The organism is Pontibacter russatus (assembly GCF_009931655.1).
Classification (GTDB): domain Bacteria; phylum Bacteroidota; class Bacteroidia; order Cytophagales; family Hymenobacteraceae; genus Pontibacter; species Pontibacter russatus.
Genome location: NZ_CP047984.1, coordinates 2,412,334 through 2,432,500, shown reverse-complemented (window position 1 = coordinate 2,432,500; position 20,167 = coordinate 2,412,334). Strand labels below are relative to the sequence as shown.

The 20,167-nt window shown below is 55.8% G+C and carries 12 protein-coding genes and 2 rRNA genes; 13 read left to right on the top strand and 1 reads right to left on the bottom strand.

Annotation, left to right across the window (positions count from 1 at the left end):
- The first annotated feature begins 90 nt into the window (after positions 1 to 90).
- From GSQ62_RS09770 to GSQ62_RS09710, 13 genes are all read left to right on the top strand, one after another.
- Positions 91 to 2,984: ribosomal RNA gene (locus tag GSQ62_RS09770) — 23S ribosomal RNA — on the top strand.
- A 99-nt stretch (positions 2,985 to 3,083) separates the two neighbouring features.
- A 5S ribosomal RNA gene (gene rrf / locus GSQ62_RS09765) occupies positions 3,084 to 3,195 on the top strand.
- Positions 3,196 to 3,730: 535 nt separating this feature from the next.
- Entirely contained in the window at positions 3,731 to 5,740 is a 2,010-nt protein-coding gene (locus GSQ62_RS09760) for a BatA domain-containing protein (protein ID WP_161889324.1), read from the top strand.
- A 1-nt stretch (position 5,741) separates the two neighbouring features.
- Entirely contained in the window at positions 5,742 to 7,013 is a 1,272-nt protein-coding gene (locus GSQ62_RS09755) for a dihydroorotase (protein WP_161889323.1), read from the top strand.
- Positions 7,014 to 7,071: 58 nt separating this feature from the next.
- Positions 7,072 to 7,581: a DUF4199 domain-containing protein gene (locus tag GSQ62_RS09750; RefSeq protein ID WP_161889322.1), complete on the top strand. Its 510-nt coding sequence runs from the start codon at positions 7,072 to 7,074 to the stop codon at positions 7,579 to 7,581.
- A gap of 27 nt (positions 7,582 to 7,608) precedes the next feature.
- Positions 7,609 to 8,133: a DUF4199 domain-containing protein gene (locus GSQ62_RS09745; RefSeq protein ID WP_161889321.1), complete on the top strand. Its 525-nt coding sequence runs from the start codon at positions 7,609 to 7,611 to the stop codon at positions 8,131 to 8,133.
- Between the two features lie 3 nt (positions 8,134 to 8,136).
- A complete protein-coding gene (locus tag GSQ62_RS09740; RefSeq protein ID WP_161889320.1) occupies positions 8,137 to 9,111 on the top strand; it encodes a glycosyltransferase family 2 protein in 975 nt (324 codons plus the stop codon).
- Positions 9,111 to 10,256, top strand: a complete 1,146-nt coding sequence (locus GSQ62_RS09735) for a glycosyltransferase (protein WP_161889319.1) — start codon at positions 9,111 to 9,113, stop codon at positions 10,254 to 10,256. Before GSQ62_RS09740 ends, GSQ62_RS09735 begins: the two co-directional genes overlap by 1 nt.
- Before the next feature lie 160 nt (positions 10,257 to 10,416).
- On the top strand, positions 10,417 to 11,199 hold the full coding sequence (locus tag GSQ62_RS09730; RefSeq protein ID WP_161889318.1) for a hypothetical protein: 783 nt from the start codon (positions 10,417 to 10,419) through the stop codon (positions 11,197 to 11,199).
- A gap of 71 nt (positions 11,200 to 11,270) precedes the next feature.
- A complete protein-coding gene (locus tag GSQ62_RS09725) occupies positions 11,271 to 14,042 on the top strand; it encodes a TonB-dependent receptor (RefSeq protein WP_161889317.1) in 2,772 nt (923 codons plus the stop codon).
- A complete protein-coding gene (locus GSQ62_RS09720) occupies positions 14,042 to 15,214 on the top strand; it encodes a DUF4249 domain-containing protein (protein ID WP_161889316.1) in 1,173 nt (390 codons plus the stop codon). Before GSQ62_RS09725 ends, GSQ62_RS09720 begins: the two co-directional genes overlap by 1 nt.
- Positions 15,215 to 15,227: 13 nt before the next feature.
- Positions 15,228 to 17,672 carry a hypothetical protein gene (locus GSQ62_RS09715; protein ID WP_161889315.1) on the top strand — a complete coding sequence of 815 codons (2,445 nt, stop codon included), beginning with the start codon at positions 15,228 to 15,230 and terminating at the stop codon, positions 17,670 to 17,672.
- A gap of 177 nt (positions 17,673 to 17,849) precedes the next feature.
- A complete protein-coding gene (locus tag GSQ62_RS09710) occupies positions 17,850 to 18,632 on the top strand; it encodes a hypothetical protein (RefSeq protein WP_161889314.1) in 783 nt (260 codons plus the stop codon).
- A gap of 166 nt (positions 18,633 to 18,798) precedes the next feature.
- On the opposite strand, the gene GSQ62_RS09705 is transcribed toward GSQ62_RS09710, so the two are convergent.
- Positions 18,799 to 19,986, bottom strand: coding sequence for a sensor histidine kinase (locus GSQ62_RS09705; RefSeq protein ID WP_161889313.1), 1,188 nt, complete (start codon positions 19,984 to 19,986; stop codon positions 18,799 to 18,801).
- Between the last annotated feature and the right edge of the window lie 181 nt (positions 19,987 to 20,167).

The following is a 20,167-nucleotide window of genomic DNA, read 5'->3' as shown; positions in this document are numbered from 1 at the left end:
AAGAGAGAGAAAAAGTAAAGTTTAGGCTGCCTTCGGGCAGCCCATGCAATTCTTGAGAAAGAGGCGGGCCGCCGCAGCGATGCGGCGGCCGAGAACGCAGAGAAGGGCGCATGGGGGATGCCTAGGCTCTCAGAGGCGATGAAGGACGCGACAAGCTGCGACAAGCCGCGGGGATCGGCACATACGAATTGATCCGCGGGTATCCGAATGGGGCAACCCAGTGTATTGAAGATACACTACCCTACGGGGGGCGAACCCGGGGAACTGAAACATCTAAGTACCCGGAGGAAGAGAAAACAAGAGTGATTCCGCAAGTAGTGGCGAGCGAACGCGGAACAGCCCAAACCGGCCCTGTCAAGGCAGGGCCGGGGTTGTAGGACCACGCGGTGGGACCAAAGATTGAAGCGTAACAGGCTGGGAAGCCTGGCCATAGGGGGTGATAGTCCCGTGCGCGCAAGCTCTTTGGCCCTAGTGGTATCCTGAGTAGGGCGGGACCGGAGAAATCCCGCCTGAACCCGCCGGCACCATCCGGCAAGGCTAAATACTCCTGAGAGACCGATAGTGAACCAGTACCGTGAGGGAAAGGTGAAAAGCACCCCGAATAGGGGGGTGAAACAGATCCTGAAACCATGCGCCTACAAGCGGTCGGAGCCCCTTCGTGGGGTGACGGCGTGCCTTTTGCATAATGAGCCTACGAGTTGCTCCTCCCTGGCGAGGTTAAGCGTTTGAAAGCGCGGAGCCGCAGCGAAAGCGAGTCCGAACAGGGCGCAGAGTCAGGGGGGGCAGACGCGAAACCTTGTGATCTACCCATGGGCAGGATGAAGGCTGGGTAAAACCAGCTGGAGGTCCGAACCAGTTTCCGTTGAAAAGGATTTGGATGACCTGTGGGTAGGGGTGAAAGGCCAATCAAACTGGGAAATAGCTCGTACTCCCCGAAATGCCTTTAGGGGCAGCGTCGCGGTGGAGTCATGCGGAGGTAGAGCTACCGATAGGACTAGGGGGAGTCACATCCTACCGAATCCTGACGAACTCCGAATGCCGCATGACATACGCGGCAGTGAGGCGCGGGGTGCTAAGGTCCCGCGCCGAGAGGGAAAGAACCCAGACCGCCGGCTAAGGTCCCCAAATTTACGCTAAGTTGAACAAAGGGGGTCCAGTTGCAGTGACAGCCAGGAGGTTGGCTTGGAAGCAGCCATTCCTTTAAAGAGTGCGTAACAGCTCACTGGTCGAGCGACAGGGCATCGATAATAATCGGGCATCAAGCGTAGTACCGAAGCCGCGGATTGTATTTATACACTGGTAGGGGAGCATTCCCTGCTGCGGTGAAGGCGTACCGGCGAGGTATGCTGGAGCGCAGGGAAAAGCAAATGTAGGCATAAGTAACGATAATGCGGGCGAGAAACCCGCACACCGAAAGACCAAGGTTTCCTGATCAACGCTAATCGGATCAGGGTTAGTCGGGTCCTAAGGGCGAGGCGAAGGCGCAGCTCGATGGACAGCTGGTTAATATTCCAGCACCGGCACGCCATAGCGACGCGGTGACGGAGAAGTGAAAGGACCGCGCACTGACGGAATAGTGCGTTGAAGGCCGTAGGTATAGGCCTGGTTGTGAAGTACGCCAGGCTTGCTGAAAGCTGATAGTACTCCAAGGCCCCGGCCGAGGAGATAGTGTCCCTAATCAGGCTCCCGAGAAAACCCGCTAAGCGTTTAAATGGCTTGCCGCCCGTACCGCAAACCGACACAGGTGGTCGAGGAGAGAATCCTAAGGTGCTCGAGTGAATCACGGCCAAGGAACTCGGCAAAATGACCCTGTAACTTCGGGAGAAGGGGTGCTTCCTCATGGCAACATGAGAAGCCGCAGTGAAGAGGCCCAGGCGACTGTTTAACAAAAACACATGGCTTTGCGAAATCGAGAGATGAAGTATAAGGCCTGACACCTGCCCGGTGCCGGAAGGTTAAGAGGGGATGTTAGCCGCGAGGCGAGGCATTGAATCGAAGCCCCGGTAAACGGCGGCCGTAACTATAACGGTCCTAAGGTAGCGAAATTCCTTGTCGGGTAAGTTCCGACCTGCACGAATGGTGTAACGATCTGGGCGCTGTCTCAGCCGTGAGCTCGGTGAAATTGTAGTCTCGGTGAAGATGCCGAGTACCCGCAACGGGACGGAAAGACCCCGTGCACCTTTACTATAGCTTAGCATTGACGCTGGGTAACCCATGTGTAGGATAGGTTGGAGGCTGTGAGGCGGTGTCGCCAGGCATCGCGGAGCCGTCCTTGAAATACAACCCTTGGGTTGCCTGGCGCCTAACCTCCCTTGAGGGGGGACAGTGCTTGGTGGGTAGTTTGACTGGGGTGGTCGCCTCCAAAACAGTAACGGAGGCTTTCAAAGGTACCCTCAGCACGCTTGGTAACCGTGCGCAGAGCGCAATAGCAGAAGGGTGCTTGACTGTGAGGCCCACAAGCCGAGCAGGGCCGAAAGGCGGATATAGTGATCCGGTGGTTCCGCATGGAAGGGCCATCGCTCAAAGGATAAAAGGTACGCCGGGGATAACAGGCTGATCTCCCCCAAGAGCTCATATCGACGGGGAGGTTTGGCACCTCGATGTCGGCTCGTCACGTCCTGGGGCTGGAGAAGGTCCCAAGGGTTCGGCTGTTCGCCGATTAAAGTGGCACGCGAGCTGGGTTCAGAACGTCGTGAGACAGTTCGGTCCCTATCTGTTGCGGGCGTCGGAGATTTGAGGGGCCCTGACCTTAGTACGAGAGGACCGGGTTGGACGAGCCGCTGGTGGACCTGTTGTATCGCCAGATGCAGCGCAGGGTAGCTACGCTCGGACGGGATAAGCGCTGAAAGCATCTAAGTGCGAAACCCGCCCCAAGATGAGATCTCCCTTGAAGGGCCGTCAGAGACGATGACGTCGATAGGTGGCAGGTGTAAAGGTGGAGACACCACAGCCGAGCCATACTAATTGCCCGGGCGCGTTCCCAACAGGGCCGCACACGGCCCGCCCCTTCCCTCCCCTCTCTTTCCCCCATCATGCCAATCGACTACAAAGCCATCAGGCACGGCCGGCAACCGTGCGAAGAGAATGGCGGCTATGGCTCCGGTGAGCACCTCTTCCCATCCCGAACAGAGAAGTTAAGCCCGGACGCGCCGATGGTACTGCCCTCACCGGCGGGAGAGTAGGTGGCCGCCAACCCCACGCAAGCACACCCCTGCGCTAAAGACAGCGCAGGGGTGTCCGCGTTTAAGAAAAGCCCTAAGCCCGCGGCCGTATATGGCCGCGGGCTTTCACTGTTGTGGCGCTGCGGAAACTGGGAAAGGCGCTTCGTGTGTGGGACTTGCGGGGTAACAGCCTGACTGACTCGCAACGGCCCCGCCCTCAGCCATTTATGGCAAGGGGCAAGGCCGCTGTGAGTCAGTCATGTTTTATATGAGCATATGATGAAATTATCTCTGCTCCAGAAAACTCATATCTTGGACATCACTCCTTATATACATAGCTTCAGCACCGGAAAAGACTATATGGCTGTGGGAGCATATGCTCTCGAATGACTTTCTGCAAAATAATATACTAATATAGTTTTTAGGCAGTGCTGGCGTTATCATAACAGCATTCTCAATCTTAGGAATGAGAATGCCTCCGGAACCACCCAGCATAACTAGCGCTCCTGTTTCGGAGTATAGGAAAGGCCGTCTGTTGTTTTTCGGGGCATTCCTCTATAACTTGTCGTATGGCTTTTGTGTACCCTGCTTTTCTTGCTGCCTTGGCTGCCGTGGCTGTGCCCATCATTCTGCATCTGGTGCAGTTGAGGCGGGCGAAACGGGTGATATTCAGTAACGTCAGGTTTATACAGGCTTCAAAAGACCTGACAGCGAGTCAGCGGAACCTGAAGGAGCTCCTGATACTGCTTTGTAGGATACTATTCGTTGTGTTTCTGGTGCTGGCGTTCGCGCAGCCTTTCCTGCCTGCTTCGGATGCGGCCGCTCCTGCCGACGCCTCAGAGGTTGCCATAGTGGTAGACAACTCCTACAGCATGCAGAACCTGCACACAGAACAGGACTTATCGCTGCTGAACGTGGCGACAGACAGAGCCAGAGACATCATTGATATATTCCCGGCGTCCACTTCCTTCAAAGTGTTGTCCGGTGGCAGACCGGGCCATGGGGCGACCGTACAGGAGACCGAGGCGGAAGCCCAGCTATCGGAGATAGATTTCTCAGCGAAAGATTTAGCAGCCTCCCTCCCTTCTGCAGCAAATCAACCTTCCCATACCTTTATTTTGTCCGACTTCCAGAAGAGCACCTTTCATCCTTCGCTGCTGCAGGAGTACGACAGCGCTACGCAGGTGCATCTGGTGCCGATTAAGGCGGTCGCTACTACCAATGTAGCTGTGGATTCCGTCTATTTAGAGGATGAGTTCATTCGCCCTGCCACTGACAACGTGCTTCATGTAAGCCTTTTCAATGCCGGTGAAGAAGCGCTGGAGGATGTGCCGGTCAGGCTGATACTGGAAGACCAGCAGGTGGCGGCGCTGAGCGTGAATTTGCCCCCGCAGCAGGCAACAGAGGCTGTCATGAATTTCAGGGTGGAGGGCACCGGCACCAAAGAAGCCTACGTGCAGGTAGAGGACTTCCCGGTGGAGTTCGACAATACCTATTATTTCGTACTCTCGTCCTCTGCCAATATCACGATCACAGAGGTGACGGACAACCCTTCCAGTTCGCTGCAGCGCCTGTATCAGAACGAGCCCTTCTTTGACTTTACCTCATACAACACGGGTAATATAAATTATGCCCAGGCAGGAGCATCAGACGTCATCATCCTGAACGGGGTAGCAGAAATGCCATCTGCGCTGGCAGCCACCGTTGCAAATTACGTGAAGGCGGGAGGCACGGTAGCTGTGATCCCCCCGGCAAGCGGCGAGGAGGCGGGCTATGAAGCCCTGTTCCAGAACCTGAGCATACCCGCCAACTTTACCGGGGCAACAGCGGCAGGCAGCAAAACCAACGTAGCTCCACCTGACCCGAGCAACCCGTTTTTCCGCAGCATCTTTTCTGAATATGACCCCAAGATGCAGATGCCGGAGGCGGTGCGCAGCGTGGCGTGGTCCAGGGCGTCCGAAGACATTCTGGAGTTCCGGGGAGGCACACCTTTTCTGTCGAGGTTTGACCGGGGCAGCGGCCATTTATATATGATGGCGGCCCCGCTTCAGCAGGAGTACAACACGCTGGCCAACCACGCGCTTTTTGTGCCCATCATGTACAAACTGGCGATAGGCAGCTACAAGCAGCAGCAGGCGCTGGCGTATAACCTGTCAGGCGGAACCATTCAGGTGCCGGCCGTGGGCAACCTGCAGAAGGAAGGCGTGTATGCGCTTCAGAAAGACAGCCTCGCGTTTATACCGGAGCAGCAGGTGCGGGGCGGAAAACTCTTTTTTGATACACCAGCGGCCATGGACGAGGCAGGGTTTTACGAACTCCGACTGCAGGACTCCACCATCACCACGCTTGCTTTCAACTACGGCAAAGCCGAGTCTTATTTAGCGCAGTATTCTCCGGATGAGCTACGGGCACTGGTGGGGCCGGGCCACGCGAACGTGCATATATACGATGGAGGGGAGGCGTTCTCGGTGAGAGACGCGTTTGAAAAACGATATTTTGGCGTGAAGCTTTGGAAATATTGCCTAATATTGTGTCTGTTTTTCCTGATGGCCGAAATAGCACTTATTAGACTCCTCTAGCATGAAAATACTTCTCCAGGCAGCAACAATCTACAACCCACAATCCCGATACCATTCACAGCAGCAGAACATCCTCATCGAAAACGGCATCATCACCTATATAGGGCAGGAGGCGCCGGAGGCAGACGAGACCGTTGCCACAGAAGGCTTGTGCGTGTCGGCGGGGTGGGTGGATATGCATGCGGTTGTGGGCGAGCCCGGCCTGGAGTACAAAGAGGACCTGCATTCGCTGGCGGCGGCGGCGGCGGCGGGAGGCTTTACCGAGGTGGTGTGCCTGCCGAACACGGACCCGGTGGTGCAGACGAAGGGAGCCATTAGTTATATACAGAACAGGTCGCAGCAACTGCCCGTCACGCTGCTGCCGGCAGCGGCCATCACGATAGGCGCGCAGGGCAAGGACCTGACGGAGATGATAGACCTGCACCAGGCGGGAGCCATCGCGTTTACCGACGGCGCCAGACCGCTGCAGGGCGTCGACATCCTCCTGAAGGCGCTGCAGTATGTGCAGCTGTTCGATGGCCTGCTGATGAACAAACCCGAGCACACGCGCCTGACAGAGCACGGGCAGATGCACGAAGGGGAGGCCAGCACCCGCCTGGGCATGAAAGGCATCCCGTCTCTGGCCGAGGAGGTGATGGTAACCCGCGACCTGCAACTGCTCGCTTATACGGGCGGGCGCATCCACTTCTCTTTACTTTCTACGGCGGCGGCTATTGAGGCGGTGCGGCAGGCGAAAGCCGCTGGCCTCCACGTAACCTGCGATGTGGCCAGTTACCAGGCGGCATTCACCGACGATACCATCCGCCCCTTCGACACGAACTACAAAGTGGCTCCCCCCTTCCGGAGCGAAACCGACGTGGCAGCCATCAAGCAGGGCTTGCAGGATGGCACCATCGATGCCCTGGTGTCGGCGCATATACCCCACGACACGGAGGCGAAGAAGCTGGAGTTTGACCTGGCGGATTTCGGCATCATTAACCTGGAGACGGCCTTTGCCGTGGCCAACACCACCCTGACAGACGTGCTGTCGGTAGAGCAACTGGTGGAGAAGTTTACTTCCGGCCCTCGGCGTGTCCTGCGTTTGCCGGAGCCGGTTATTGCCGTAGGGGAGGCCGCCAACCTGACGCTGTTCAACCCGGGTGCCGCCTGGACACCGATAGCGGCGGCCACGGAATCCAAATCCGGGAACAGCCCCTTCTTCGGGCAGCAGCTGAAGGGAAAAGTGCTGGGCACTATCCACAAGGGGCAGGCGGTGCTTTCGCAATCTTTCTAATTTTTATACCTATATTGAGGTCATGTTGCCCCAGCGGCAATAGCGCCTCGCGTGCGATATGTTTAATCAGACAATAACGCGGGTAGGGATACGCTACGGCGTGCTATGCAGCCTGGCCTGTTTTGTGCTGGTACTGGTCCTTTACTTTATGGGCTATAATCCCTTCGGGGATATGGGGCGGTTGACGTACCTGCCTATTCCGGTATTTATATTCGTGGCCATCCGGTACTTCAAGCTGTTTCACGAGGGTGAGATCGGCTTTGGCCGGGGCTTGCGGGTGGGCTTGTCGGTGGCCTTCTACACGGCGCTCACCACAGCCATGCTGGTGTTCCTGTTTGTATATATAGCCGGGCCGGAGGTGGTGCAGCAGCACGTGGCCGAGATGAAGGCCCTGCTGGAGGCAACGCGGGAGGAACAGGTGAAGCTGCTAGGAGAGAAAAAATATGAGGAGGCGTACCAGGCAATGGCTTCCCTGACACCCGGCATGCTGGCGGCCGACGATTTTTTGAGGCGGATTTTTGTAGGGGGGATATTCTCGTTGATTGCGGCCGTTTTTTTCCGTAAGTAGAAACGTAAACCTATAAAATCGAACACTATGACTGTGGCAGAAAAACAACCCTCGGTGGCAGCTGTTGCCTTCAAATACGGTCTCATCTTTGGCCTGATGGGCATCATCTTCCAGACGATCATCATGATAGCCGATCTGGGCGATAACCGCTGGCTCAGCAGCCTGGGCTACATCATCCTGATCATCGGCATTGTAGTGGCCATGAAAAGCTACAAAGAGCAGAACTTCGGCTATATGTCGTACGGGCAGGGACTGGGGATCGGTACCTTGCTGGCGGCGGTGTTCGGCTTTATGTCGGGCCTTTTCACCTGGGTATATACCTCATTCGTAGACACCGGATATATGGCCCGCATGATGGAGAAGCAGCGGGAGCAGATGGTGCTGCAGGGCCTGTCTGACGAGCAGATAGATGCGGGTATGGCCGTGGCCGAGAATTTCCAGGGCCCGCTGACCATGATACTGGGCGGAACGGTTCTGACCCTGATTGTCGGTTTTATCCTGTCGCTGATCATCTCCGCAATAATGAAGAACAGCCGGCCGGAGTTTGAATAACACATGCAATACCCCTATGATATTTCGGTAGTGGTTCCCCTCTTCAACGAGGAAGAGTCGCTGCCTGAGCTGGTGCGCTGGATCAGGCGCGTGATGCACGCGCACGAGTTCTCTTATGAAGTGATACTGGTGGACGACGGCAGCACCGACCGCTCGTGGGAGGTGGTGTGCGGCATAGGCGCCGAAGACAAGGCCGTGAAGGGCATCAGCTTTAACCGCAACTACGGCAAGTCGGCCGCCCTGAACGAGGGTTTCCGGCGCTGCACCGGCGAGGTGGTCATCACCATGGACGCCGATTTGCAGGACAGCCCGGAGGAGATTCCGGCGCTGTACGACATGATCAAAAACCAGAAATACGACCTGGTGAGCGGCTGGAAAAAGAAGCGCTACGACCCGCCGAGCAAGACCATCCCCACTAAACTTTTCAACGCCGCCACCCGCAAGCTGTCCGGCATACAGCTGCACGACTTCAACTGCGGCCTGAAAGCCTACCGCCAACTGGTGGTGAAAAGCATTGAGGTACACGGCGAGATGCACCGCTATATCCCCGTTATCGCCAAATGGAACGGCTTCACCAGGATTGGGGAGAAGCCGGTGCAGCACCAGGAGCGCAAGTACGGCACCACCAAGTTCGGACTGGAGCGCTTCGTGTACGGTTTCCTCGACCTGCTTTCCATCACCTTCGTGAGCCGCTTCAAAAAGCGCCCCATGCACTTCTTCGGCACGATGGGCACCCTCATGTTTGTCGTGGGTCTGGGCATCACCGTATGGCTGATCCTGCAGAAGGTGCTTGGCCTTTATCAGGGCGGCCGCGTGCGCGACATCGTGGACCAGCCGCTGTTCTTCCTGGCCCTGGTGGCCGTTATACTGGGGGTGCAGCTGTTTCTGGCCGGTTTCCTGGCCGAGATGATTTCCCTGGTCTCCAATAAGCGCAACGAGTACCTGATCCGGGACCGGGTAGGGGCCCTGAAGAAGTAATGGCGGCGCGGCGGGTAATCATTGTTGGTCCGGCCTACCCCCTGCGCGGCGGCGGCATGGCCACCTTTAACGAGCGCCTGGCCTACGCTTTTCAGGAGGCAGGAGACGAGGTGGAGATCGTAACCTTCAGCCTGCAGTACCCTTCCTTTCTGTTCCCCGGCAAAAGCCAGTACTCTGACGAGCCTGCCCCGCCCGGCCTGCGCATCAAAGTCCTGATCAACTCTGTGAACCCGCTTAGCTGGTGGGGCGCCGGCAGGTATATATATAGGCAGCGGCCTGACCTCGTGATTTTCCGGTTCTGGCTGCCGTTTATGGGCCCGGCCTTCGGTACCATGGCGCGCCTCATCCAACGCAACGGGCACAGCCGCATCCTGGCCATCACGGACAACGTGGTGCCGCACGAGACGCGCCCCGGCGACGTGCCCTTCACCAAGTACTTCCTCAGCGCCTGCCACGGCTTCATCACCATGTCGCGTGCGGTACTGCAGGATCTGAAGCAGTTTGAGCCGCAGAAGCCGAGCATATACCTGCCCCACCCGCTCTACGACAACTTTGGCGCCACCGAAACGAAAGCCGCCGCCTGCGCCGCGCTGAACCTCGACCCGGCCTACAATTATATCCTCTTCTTTGGCTTCATCCGGGCCTACAAAGGGCTGGACCTGCTGCTGCAGGCCATGGCAGCGCCCGCCCTGCAGCAGCGCCCGGACATAAAGCTGCTGGTGGCCGGTGAGTTTTACGAGGATGCAGCCCCGTACCATGAACTTGTAGAAAAGCTCAACCTGCAGGGCCACCTGGTGCTGCACACCAATTTCATACCCAACGCCGCCGTGCGCCACTACTTCAGCGCCGCTGACCTGGTGGTGCAGCCCTACCGGCACGCCACCCAAAGCGGTGTCACGCAGATTGCCTATCATTTCGACAAGCCCATGGTGGTGACAAACGTAGGAGGCTTGGCGGAACTGGTGCCGGACGGGGAAGTCGGCTATGTGGTGGCCCCGGAGCCGGAGGCGATTGCCACGGCGGTGGCACGCTTTTTCACCTCCGGAGAGGCAGCAACCTTCTCCCGTAACATCCGGCACCACAAAAAGAAGTTCAGTTGGGAGTTCTTCGTGAAAGCCATCTGGGATATGGCCGCAAAGCTATGAGGCCGGTCCTTTTCCTGAAACCACCTCAGCCTTTAAAGCAGCCTATATGGCGCATGGATATATGGGCAGCTATATATAGGAGAATATTACGACAATACTTGTATATATCTAATCCGTAGCTTAACTTACTGAAGAATGTATCTTATATACCATATAGCAAATGCAGCTGTTAAAACGGGTGAATTTTCTTTTGGGCATGGCGCTGCCGCTTTGCCTGATGGCTGCAAACAGAGCGCAGGCCCAGGGTTTTCCTGCCGCCGACACAGCTTTTCTGCAAAAGGCCGTGCAGCATGCGCTGGCTATATATGAAACAGGCGTAGGAGTCCAGACACACCTGTATAACGGCACCGAGTATATCGACTATAAAAAGCCCCACTTTGAGGGAAACCAATTTTTTGTCTCGAAGGCAGCCGTGCGGGGGAACATTTTCTACGACGGGGCCTGGCACACGGGAGTGCCGCTGCTTTATGATATGGTGACAGACGAAGTGGTGGCACCCCACAACAGCAGCGGCCTTCTGCTGAAGCTGATTACCTCAAAAATTGACACGTTTCAGTTGCACGGGCACACATTTGTGCGCCTGGAGGCAGACAGTGCCAGCGCGGAAGTGCTTCAGCCGGGGTTTTATGACCTGCTGCACAGCAGCGACACCCAGTTTCTGGTCAGGAGGAGCAGGAACATGCAGGACAAGGCCACGCCAACCGGTATGGAGGGCGAGTTTCGGGTGGCCGACACGTTCTATATCCGGAAAGACGGGAAATACCACCAGGTAAGCAGCAAGCCATCTGTTTACAAAGTGTTCAAAGACAAAAAGAAAGAGCTGCAGCAATACGCCAGGTCAAACCGGCTGAAGTTCAGGAAGCAGCGGGAAGAGGCGATTCTTGCCCTCACCCGGTACTACGACGGCCTACCACCTGACGAGCCGGAGCGCAGCGATAACTAAACTTTCCGACAAGCATATTTCTCCACTAACAAACTTAGCCCGCCTGTTCGCCAGGCATAACCCCTGCATATATGGCTTACCTGTACCGTATCTTCCTGGCTCTTCTCGTGGTGGTGTGCAGCGCAGCGCAGGGTCTGGCGCAGCAAACGGGGCAGGCCCTGGTTAGCGGGAGCTTTAAGGCGGCTACTTTCGAGGAGTTTGCCCGGGAGGTGGAGGCGCAGACGGATTACCATATATACTTCGATGCCGCCGCTCTGGACAGCCTCACCGTCACGCTGCAGGCCCAGGAACAGCCGTTGCCTGCCCTGCTTACACAAATTTTTCAGAATACGGATCTGCAGTTTTCCATTGATGACCGGGGGCATGTGTTCATCACCAAAGGAAGACAACTCAGCACCAGCCTGCCGGAGGGATTCTTTGAGCCTGTGGAAGCGACGGAAGACAAGGCCCCGCAGGTAGCGCAGCTGCAACCAGAGGAAAGTGTATCCAGAAAAGCCGGCTCAGAGCTGAAACTCTACGAGATAGGGGCGAAACGGGAGGGCGCAACCGGCGAAGCCAACCTGGCCGGGCACCTGCGCGACATCAAAACCGGCGAAGCCATTATCGGGGCGGCCGTCTATATAGAGTCGCCGCTGATAGGCACCACCTCCGACCAGTACGGCTATTACTCTATTACGCTGCCGGTGGGCCGCCACGAATTGAAGGTAAAGGCCATCGGGCTGGAGAATACGCGGCGCCAGATCATGCTGTATTCGGACGGGAAGCTGGATATAGAGATAGCCGAGGATGTGCGAACACTGAAGGAGGTGCTGGTAGAGGCCGAGAAAGACAAGAACGTGTCAGGGCTGCAGATGGGGATGGAGAAGCTGGACATCCGCACCATCAAGCAGGTGCCCACGGCCTTCGGCGAAACGGATATCCTGCGCGTGGTGCTCACGCTGCCGGGCGTGAAGTCGGTGGGGGAGGGCAGCACCGGCATGAACGTGCGCGGCGGCAGCACCGACCAGAACCTGATTCTCTTCAACGACGCCACCATCTACAACCCTTCGCACCTCTTCGGCTTTTTCTCGGCCTTCAACCCGGACGTGCTGAAAACGGTGGAACTCTACAAAAGCGGCATCCCGGCCCGGTATGGCGGGCGCCTGTCGTCGGTGCTGGAGGTAACGAGCCGGGAGGGGAACAAGAAAGATTTTGCTGGCTCGGGCGGCATCGGCCTGCTCACGAGCCGGCTCACGCTGGAGGGCCCCATCAAAAAAGACAAGACCTCCTTCCTCATCGGGGGCCGCAGCACCTACTCCGATTGGCTGTTGAAGAAGCTGCCCAACAAATCCTACAACGAAAGCTCCGCGTCATTTTACGACATCAACGGCCACATCAGCCACGAAATAGACGAAAAGAATACCCTGTATCTGAACGGCTACCTCAGCAAAGACAAATTCCGGCTGGCATCCGACACGTTATACCGGTTCACGAACCAGGCGGCGAGCCTGAAGTGGAAGCACATTTTCCGGAACCAGCTCTATGGCGTGCTCACGGGCGTGTACAGCCACTACGATTATGATATGGCCAGCGAGAAGAACCCGGTGAATGCCTCGCGGCTTACCTTCGGCATCAACCAGTCGAGCCTGCAGGCCGACTTCAGTTATTTCCCGACCTCCAAACACACCGTGGACTTCGGCGCGAGCTCTATCTTATATAACGTGAACCCCGGCAGCCTGATGCCCAACAGAGGCGAGTCGCTGGTGGCGCCGGACAGGCTGCAGACGGAGCGGGCCCTCGAAAGCGCGCTTTATATATCCGATAAGTTCGATATAAGCCCCCGCTTCTCGGTGCTGGTGGGGCTGCGGTACTCTGTTTTCAACGCGATGGGGCCAAGGCAGGTGAACACCTACGCCCCCGGCTTCCCGAAGACGGAGGGCACCATTCAGGACACGGCTATATATAAATCGGGCGACGTGTTTGCCACCTTCCACGGGCCGGAGTACCGGCTGTCGGCAAGGCTGGGGCTAACGGACAATTCCTCCGTCAAGCTGAGTTTCAACCGCCTGCGCCAGTACATCCATATGCTCTCCAACACCACGTCCGTGTCGCCCACCGATGTCTGGAAACTGAGCGACGCCAACATCCGGCCACAAGTGGGCGACCAGGTGGCGCTGGGCTACTACCGGAACTTCAGGGCCAATACCATCGAATTTTCGGTGGAAGGGTATTACAAACGGATGCAGGACTTCCTGGATTTCAAGAGCGGCGCTTCGCTCATCCTGAACCACCACATCGAGACGGACGTGGCCAGCGCGGAGGGCAAGGCCTATGGCGTGGAGGTGATGCTGAAAAAGGCGACAGGCAAGCTGAACGGCTGGGCGAGCTATACCTACGCCCGCACGCTGGTGCGCGTGGACGGCGCGGAAACCGGCGAGAAGATAAACAACGGCAACTACTACCCCAGCAACTTTGACAAGCCGCACGACTTCACCCTCATCAGCAACTACCGCTTCAGCCAACGGTTCAGCAGCTCGCTCAACTTTACCTACAGCACCGGCCGGCCCATTACGCTGCCGCTCGCCAAATACACGATGGGCAACAGCCAGCGCATCTACTACTCCGAGCGCAACGCCTACCGGGTACCCGACTACTACCGCGTCGACTTTGCGCTGAACATCGAGGGCAACCACAAGGTGAGAAAGCTGGCGCACAGCTCCTGGACGCTGGCCATATATAACCTGACGGGGAGGAAGAACCCGTACTCCATCTACTTCAAATCGGAGGGAGGCGATATAAAAGGATATAAGATGTCCATTTTCGGCCAGCCCATCCCCACCATCACCTATAATTTTAAATTCTAATGCAGCTGTCCCCCCGGATTTTGTTATATATAGCCTGCTGCTGTTTGCTGCTGGCTGGCTGCGTGGAGCCGTATGCGCCGGACGTGCTGAACAGCCCGAGCCGCTACCTGGTGGTGGACGGCCTCATCAACGGCAACGGCGTCACCACCGTGAAGCTGTCGCGCACGGAGCATATCTCGGAAGAGAGCTTCCCTATTTTAGAGTCGCAGGCCACGCTGTTGCTGGAAGAGGAGCAGGGCGCGCAGTATACGCTACAGGAAACCGCCCCCGGCACCTACGCCAGCAGCCTCCTGCAACTGGATCCCGATAAGAAGTACCGCCTCTTCATCCGATTGGCAACCGGCCAGGAGTATGCCTCCGACTTTGTGGATGTGAAGCAGACACCGCCTATTGATGCAGTCAGCTGGGAGGCGCTGGACGACGAGTTGCAGGTATACGTCAGCAGCCACGACCCACAGAACGCCACGCACTACTACCGCTGGGAATACGAATCGACCTGGGTCTTTACGGCAGCCTTCCAGTCGAGCATGAAATACGATGCCGCCCAGGGCAGAATCGTGCCCCGCGGCCGCGGCGACGAGGAGATATACCGCTGCTGGAAAACAGAAAGCTCCACAGGTATAAAGCTGGGCACCACCGCCAGGCTCAGTCAGGATGTGGTGCATAAATACCCGCTCCTGGCGTTGCCAGCCGGGTCGGAGGAACTGCGCATCAGACTCAGCATTCTGGTAAAGCAGTATGCCCTGACGCAGGAGGCCTACCAGTATTGGGAGGCGCTGAAGAAAAACACCGAGGCCATCGGCACCCTGTTCGACCCGCTGCCTTCGCAGCTGACCGGCAACGTACACAGTCTGGCGAACCCCGAGGAGCCTGTGATTGGCTATATAGGCGCCTCGGCGGTGCAGGAAAAGCGGATATTCGTGGGCAAGGAAGAGCTGCCCGAAGCGTGGCGGCCATTTCATCCTGATTGTCCGATTGATTCCCTGCTGCCGGTGCCGCCCCAGACGATGCAGGATATCATCAGGCGTTTCAGCGGCGGTAATTATTTGCCAGTCAGTGAGATATATGCCCCGATGGGACCTCCCTCGCCCATCGGCTATATGGGAGCCTCCATTCAGTGTGTGGATTGCCGGCTATATGGCACCAACGTGAAGCCCGCTTTCTGGGAGTAAAACCTACCGACACATGAGACAGAATCTGATAAAAGCACGCCGTATCATTGCCAGGGCCGCAGGCAGGGCAGGGGTGTATATGCTGCTGTGTGCTGTACTGGTGATAACCGCGACAGGCCGCTCCTATGCCCAACACGACACTCTGAGAAGCATCGTGCAGCACTTCGACGGTTACCGCAGCCAGGCATTGCAGGAGAAGCTGTACCTCCACCTCGACCGGCCGTTTTACGCGTGCGGCGAAACGATGTGGTTTAAGGTGTATAATACTGATGGAGTGCTGCACCAGCCGCTGGCCTTAAGTAAGGTAGCGTATGTGGAGGTGCTGGATGCAAATCAGAAGCCGGTGCTGCAGGGGAAAATAGCGTTGAAGGACGGCAGCGGAAACGGCTCTTTTGTGCTGCCGCTCACCCTGCGTTCAGGTACTTATAAAGTGCGGGCCTATACCAGCTGGATGAAGAATTTCAGCCCGGAGTTTTACTTTGAGGCGCCAGTCACCATCGTTAATTCCTTTACCAGCCTCGGCGTTGCCCCTGCGCCCGAACAGGCAGCGTACGACATCCAATTTTTCCCGGAGGGCGGCAACCTGGTGCAGGGCATATATGGCAAAGTGGCTTTCCAGGGCGTCAGCAAAAAGACGGGCAAGGGAATCGACTTCACCGGAAAAGTGGTGGACCAGGACGGCACGGAGGTGGCGCGGTTTGCCCCGCACAAATTTGGCATCGGGCACTTCTCATTTACGCCCGCTGCTGCCACCTACACGGCCATCATTGAGCTACCTGACGGGCAGGTGCTCCGCCAAAAACTACCCCGTATATATGAGCAGGGATATAGCCTGCACCTGGAGGAGCTCAACCCGGAACAGCTACAACTAACCGTAACTGCCATGGGGCAGCAACCGGAACCTGTATACCTGCTGGGCCACGCCCGGCAAATAATTGGCATAGCGGAGAGCGCGAGACTGCAGCAAGGCACAGCTACGTTTGTGGTGGACAAAAGCAAGCTGGCAGAGGGCATCACACACTTCACTGTTTTCGACAGCCGGCAACAGCCCGTGTGCGAGCGCCTCTACTTCAAGCAACCGACACAGAAGCTGCATGTCCAGGCGCAAACCGACAAGAGCTTATACACCACCCGCGACAAGGTAAGCGCCAGCCTGCTGACGCAGGGGCCAGCCGGGCAGGCAGTGCCGGCGAACCTGTCTGCCTCCATATATAAACTGGATGCTTTGCAATCCGAAACCGCCACGGGTATATATGCCTACCTGTGGCTGGCCTCCGACCTGAAGGGAACAGTGGAGCAACCCGAATACTATTTCACGGCAACCGGGCCGGAGGCGGAGGAAGCCGTGGACAACCTGATGCTGACGCACGGCTGGAGCCGCTTCCGGTGGGAGGATGTGCTCCGGGAGCAGCCGCCTATATATAAATTCCTGCCGGAGCTGGACGGGCACTTTATCCGGGGCAAGGTAACTGACGCCACTACCGGGGCCGTCGCTCCCCGGATTACCACCTACTTGACCGCCCCCGGCAAGCATGTGCGCCTTTACAACGCCATCAGCGATGCCAGCGGTCTGGTTCAGTTCGAGGCGAAGGATTTTTACGGGCCAAAGGAAATCGTGGTGCAGTCGAATTTCGAAAAGGACAGTACGTATCATTTCGAGATCTTCAGCCCTTTTTCCGACAGGTTCAGCACGAGGCGTTTTCAAAGCCTTGACCTGGCAGCGCACCTGCGGCAGGAGCTGACGCAACGGCATATCAGCGTGCAGGTGCCCTATGCCTATCATTCCGATAAGCTGGATATGTTTCGCGACCCCGGTATTGACAGCTCCGCTTTCTATGGCAAGGCCGACGAAACTTACCTGCTCGACGATTATACCCGCTTTAAGGTGATGGAGGAGGTGATGCGGGAGTATGTGCCGGGCGTGCAGGTCCGGCTGCGGCAGGGGGAGTTTCACTTCAATGTGGTGAACACGCCGGGCTCCGCAGTTTTCCATACCAACCCGCTGGTGCTGTTGGACGGCGTGCCCGTTTTTGACATAGACCAAATCATGGCTTTCGACCCGCGCAAGGTCCGGAAACTGGAGGTGCTCACCAGGCGGTACTTCCTCGGGCCGCAGGTATACAGCGGACTTGTCAGCTACACCACCTACCTGGGCGACCTGGGGGGCTTCGAGCTGGACCCGCGCGTGCTGCTGATGGAGTACGAGGGGCTGCAACGGCAGCGCGAGTTCTACGCTCCCGCCTACGAAACCGCACAGCAACTGCAAAGCCGCCTGCCCGACTTCCGTAACCTGCTGTACTGGTCGCCGGACGTCGTGACCGGGGCAGACGGGAAGGCCGCATTCAACTTTTACACGTCAGACCAGGCAGGCACCTATATAATGGTGGTGCAGGGCCTGACAGGCACCGGCCTCGCGGGCAGCGCCGTAACGACATTTGAGGTGAAGCAGCCGCTATGAGGCAGGAGGGCGGCAAGTTTGCCTGAATAATTATAACATATGAGAAGTGTGCTATATGTTATACGCTTCCCAAGGCAGAAAGCATACTGGTCAATACCACCCAAAGGACAAAGTCAAGCTTGACAAGCCTCCTGTGTCCTCTGGCTTAGATCGTTAGGCCTAAATCAATCATAGGCAATGTTAATAGACAATAAGATAAAGTCTTTAAGAATTTTAGCCAGAAAAAATTCCAGAACCATTATAAACCACATTAAACAAACTTACATTGCAAGAATAAATTTAAGCTCGCCTAAGGCACAAGACTTGTGTATGTTTTGCAGCTCAAAGGATAAACTTACAAAAGAGCATGTCATTCCTCGCTGGACTTTTGAAAACTGTCCTAAAAGATTTTTTACTACGAAAATAAATGGACTTGATCAGACATACAATAAAACGACAATTCCTGCATGTTCTGATTGTAACAATGATATATTGGGATCATTGGAGAAGTACATCAGTAATTTATTCTCACAAGACGATCCAGATCAAAACTACTTTTCTACTAATGAATTGTCTAATATTATTAGATGGCTTGAAATAATAGATTTTAAATTTCAAGTTTTAAATTCGAAGAGAGTTTTTAAGTTATCCAAAGAAAAAGGATTTATTCCTTCCTTGGCTGATCTTCCTTTATTAGTACTCAGAGATGATGTGAATTACAGTCCAAGCAAAGCAGTTTCGGAATTAAGAAGATCGCAAAGTCGAATAACTAAAAAAAGTAAAATCTTAAATCTGAATTCACTAATTATATTCAAAACATCAAATAAAAGTTTCCATTTCTTTCACAAAATGGATAAGTTTATATTTATAGAAATGCCTCAATTTAATCTGGCTCTTTTCTACTTCTTTAAGAGAACCTTTCCAACCATTCATGATGGGCAAGTAGAAGCTATGAAAATTATAGAACAAGCTTATAATTAGGTAGGAATCAATAAATTTAACCTAACCCCGCATAGCCTTAACCTTTACTAGGCTGTAGGCTCAGGCTATACCGACACGTTATAGGTACAAGGAGATAAGTTATTTAGCCAGAAACACCTGTCCAAACAGAATAGACGCACACGAAACAGCCTCCAGCACATATCGCCTATTTCGGCCAGGTGAAGAAGAAGGTGGCGCCCTCCCCGGGTTCAGATTTTATCCAGATGCGGCCGCCTTTGTCCTCTACTATTTTCTTGGCGGTCGCCAGGCCGATGCCGGACCCCTGCGCTTTCTCTGAGCCGTGGAGGAGGCGCTCGAACAAATCGAATATCCTGCCGTGGTACTGCGGCGGAATGCCGGGGCCGTCGTCTTTTACGCAGAAAGTATAGTACTTTGCCGCTTCCTCCACATCCACCCATATATGGCCCTGGCCGGTGTGGTGGTATTTGAAGGCATTGGAAATCAGGTTGGCGAACACCTGCTGCAGCAGCACCTTTTCGGTGGTGAAAATTGGCAAATCCGGCGACAGGTGCGTGGTCATTTCCGGGAAAGCGCTGTGCTCGTCCAGCAGCCCCTGTACCAGGGCCCGTACATTCACTTTCTCTTTGGGCATATCCTTTACCTGCCCCACCGCAAATTGCAGCAGCCCCTGCACCAGTTCATACATGGCGGCGGCCCGCTCTTGTATCAGCGCCAGGTTCTCGGACAGGCCAGCGTAGTCTTTTGCCGCGATGTCTTCCTGCAGCCACTCCGCCACACTGCTAATGTTCATGATGGGCTCTTTCAGGTCATGCGACACCATATGCACGAACTCGTCCAGTTTCTCGTTTGTGGCGCGCAGTTGCTTCTTTTCCTTTTCCAGTTGCCGCTGCTTCAGGCGCAGTTCCAGGTTGGTGATAATCTGCCTCGCCAGCACGAGCAGGGCTCCCTTCTGCTCTTCTGTTAGTTGCTTCGGCACAACATCCATCACACAGAGGGTGCCCACCTTGTGGCCGTCGGAGCTTACGAGGGAGGTGCCGGCGTAAAACCTGATGTGCGGCCCGCCCGTTACAAACACGCTGTTCCGGAAGCGTTCGTCCTCCAGCGTGTCTTTCACCTCCAGCGTGTCTTCCTGTAGCAGCAAATGCTGGCAAAAGGAGATGGATCGGGGTGTTTCGTTTATGTCAAGTCCTACTTTAGACTTCAGCCACTGCCTGTCGCTGGCAAGCAGGCTGATAAAAGAAATGGGGGTGTTGCAGATGTGGGACGCCAGCGCCGTCAGATCGTCAAAATCTTTTTCGGCGGGTGTGTCAAGAATTTCATAAGCTTCCAAGGCTCTCAGCCTCTCTTTCTCTTTCGTGTCATCCGGGCTCATAAATTATTTTCCATAAAACTCGTCAGGGTTATACGTATATGAACGTAGGTTTGTATACGTATAATTATGATTTATATATAAAGAATCTTGTTTTTATATATAAAACGAGCGGCGGGCTCCGAAATTATACGGATAGCAGAAACAGAAAATGCCCTGATGGGAGACGCAGTGCAGGCACCGG

What these genes read in the sequence shown, in the direction of transcription:
- GSQ62_RS09745 (WP_161889321.1), top strand. Translation starts at nt 7,609, where the DNA reads ATGACTGTGGCAGAAAAACAACCCTCGGTGGCAGCTGTTGCCTTCAAA.
- GSQ62_RS09730 (WP_161889318.1), top strand. Translation starts at nt 10,417, where the DNA reads ATGCAGCTGTTAAAACGGGTGAATTTTCTTTTGGGCATGGCGCTGCCG.
- GSQ62_RS09755 (WP_161889323.1), top strand. Translation starts at nt 5,742, where the DNA reads ATGAAAATACTTCTCCAGGCAGCAACAATCTACAACCCACAATCCCGA.
- GSQ62_RS09740 (WP_161889320.1), top strand. Translation starts at nt 8,137, where the DNA reads ATGCAATACCCCTATGATATTTCGGTAGTGGTTCCCCTCTTCAACGAG.
- GSQ62_RS09715 (WP_161889315.1), top strand. Translation starts at nt 15,228, where the DNA reads ATGAGACAGAATCTGATAAAAGCACGCCGTATCATTGCCAGGGCCGCA.
- GSQ62_RS09735 (WP_161889319.1), top strand. Translation starts at nt 9,111, where the DNA reads ATGGCGGCGCGGCGGGTAATCATTGTTGGTCCGGCCTACCCCCTGCGC.
- GSQ62_RS09705 (WP_161889313.1), bottom strand. Translation starts at nt 19,986, where the DNA reads ATGAGCCCGGATGACACGAAAGAGAAAGAGAGGCTGAGAGCCTTGGAA.
- GSQ62_RS09750 (WP_161889322.1), top strand. Translation starts at nt 7,072, where the DNA reads ATGTTTAATCAGACAATAACGCGGGTAGGGATACGCTACGGCGTGCTA.
- GSQ62_RS09760 (WP_161889324.1), top strand. Translation starts at nt 3,731, where the DNA reads ATGGCTTTTGTGTACCCTGCTTTTCTTGCTGCCTTGGCTGCCGTGGCT.
- GSQ62_RS09725 (WP_161889317.1), top strand. Translation starts at nt 11,271, where the DNA reads ATGGCTTACCTGTACCGTATCTTCCTGGCTCTTCTCGTGGTGGTGTGC.
- GSQ62_RS09720 (WP_161889316.1), top strand. Translation starts at nt 14,042, where the DNA reads ATGCAGCTGTCCCCCCGGATTTTGTTATATATAGCCTGCTGCTGTTTG.
- GSQ62_RS09710 (WP_161889314.1), top strand. Translation starts at nt 17,850, where the DNA reads ATGTTAATAGACAATAAGATAAAGTCTTTAAGAATTTTAGCCAGAAAA.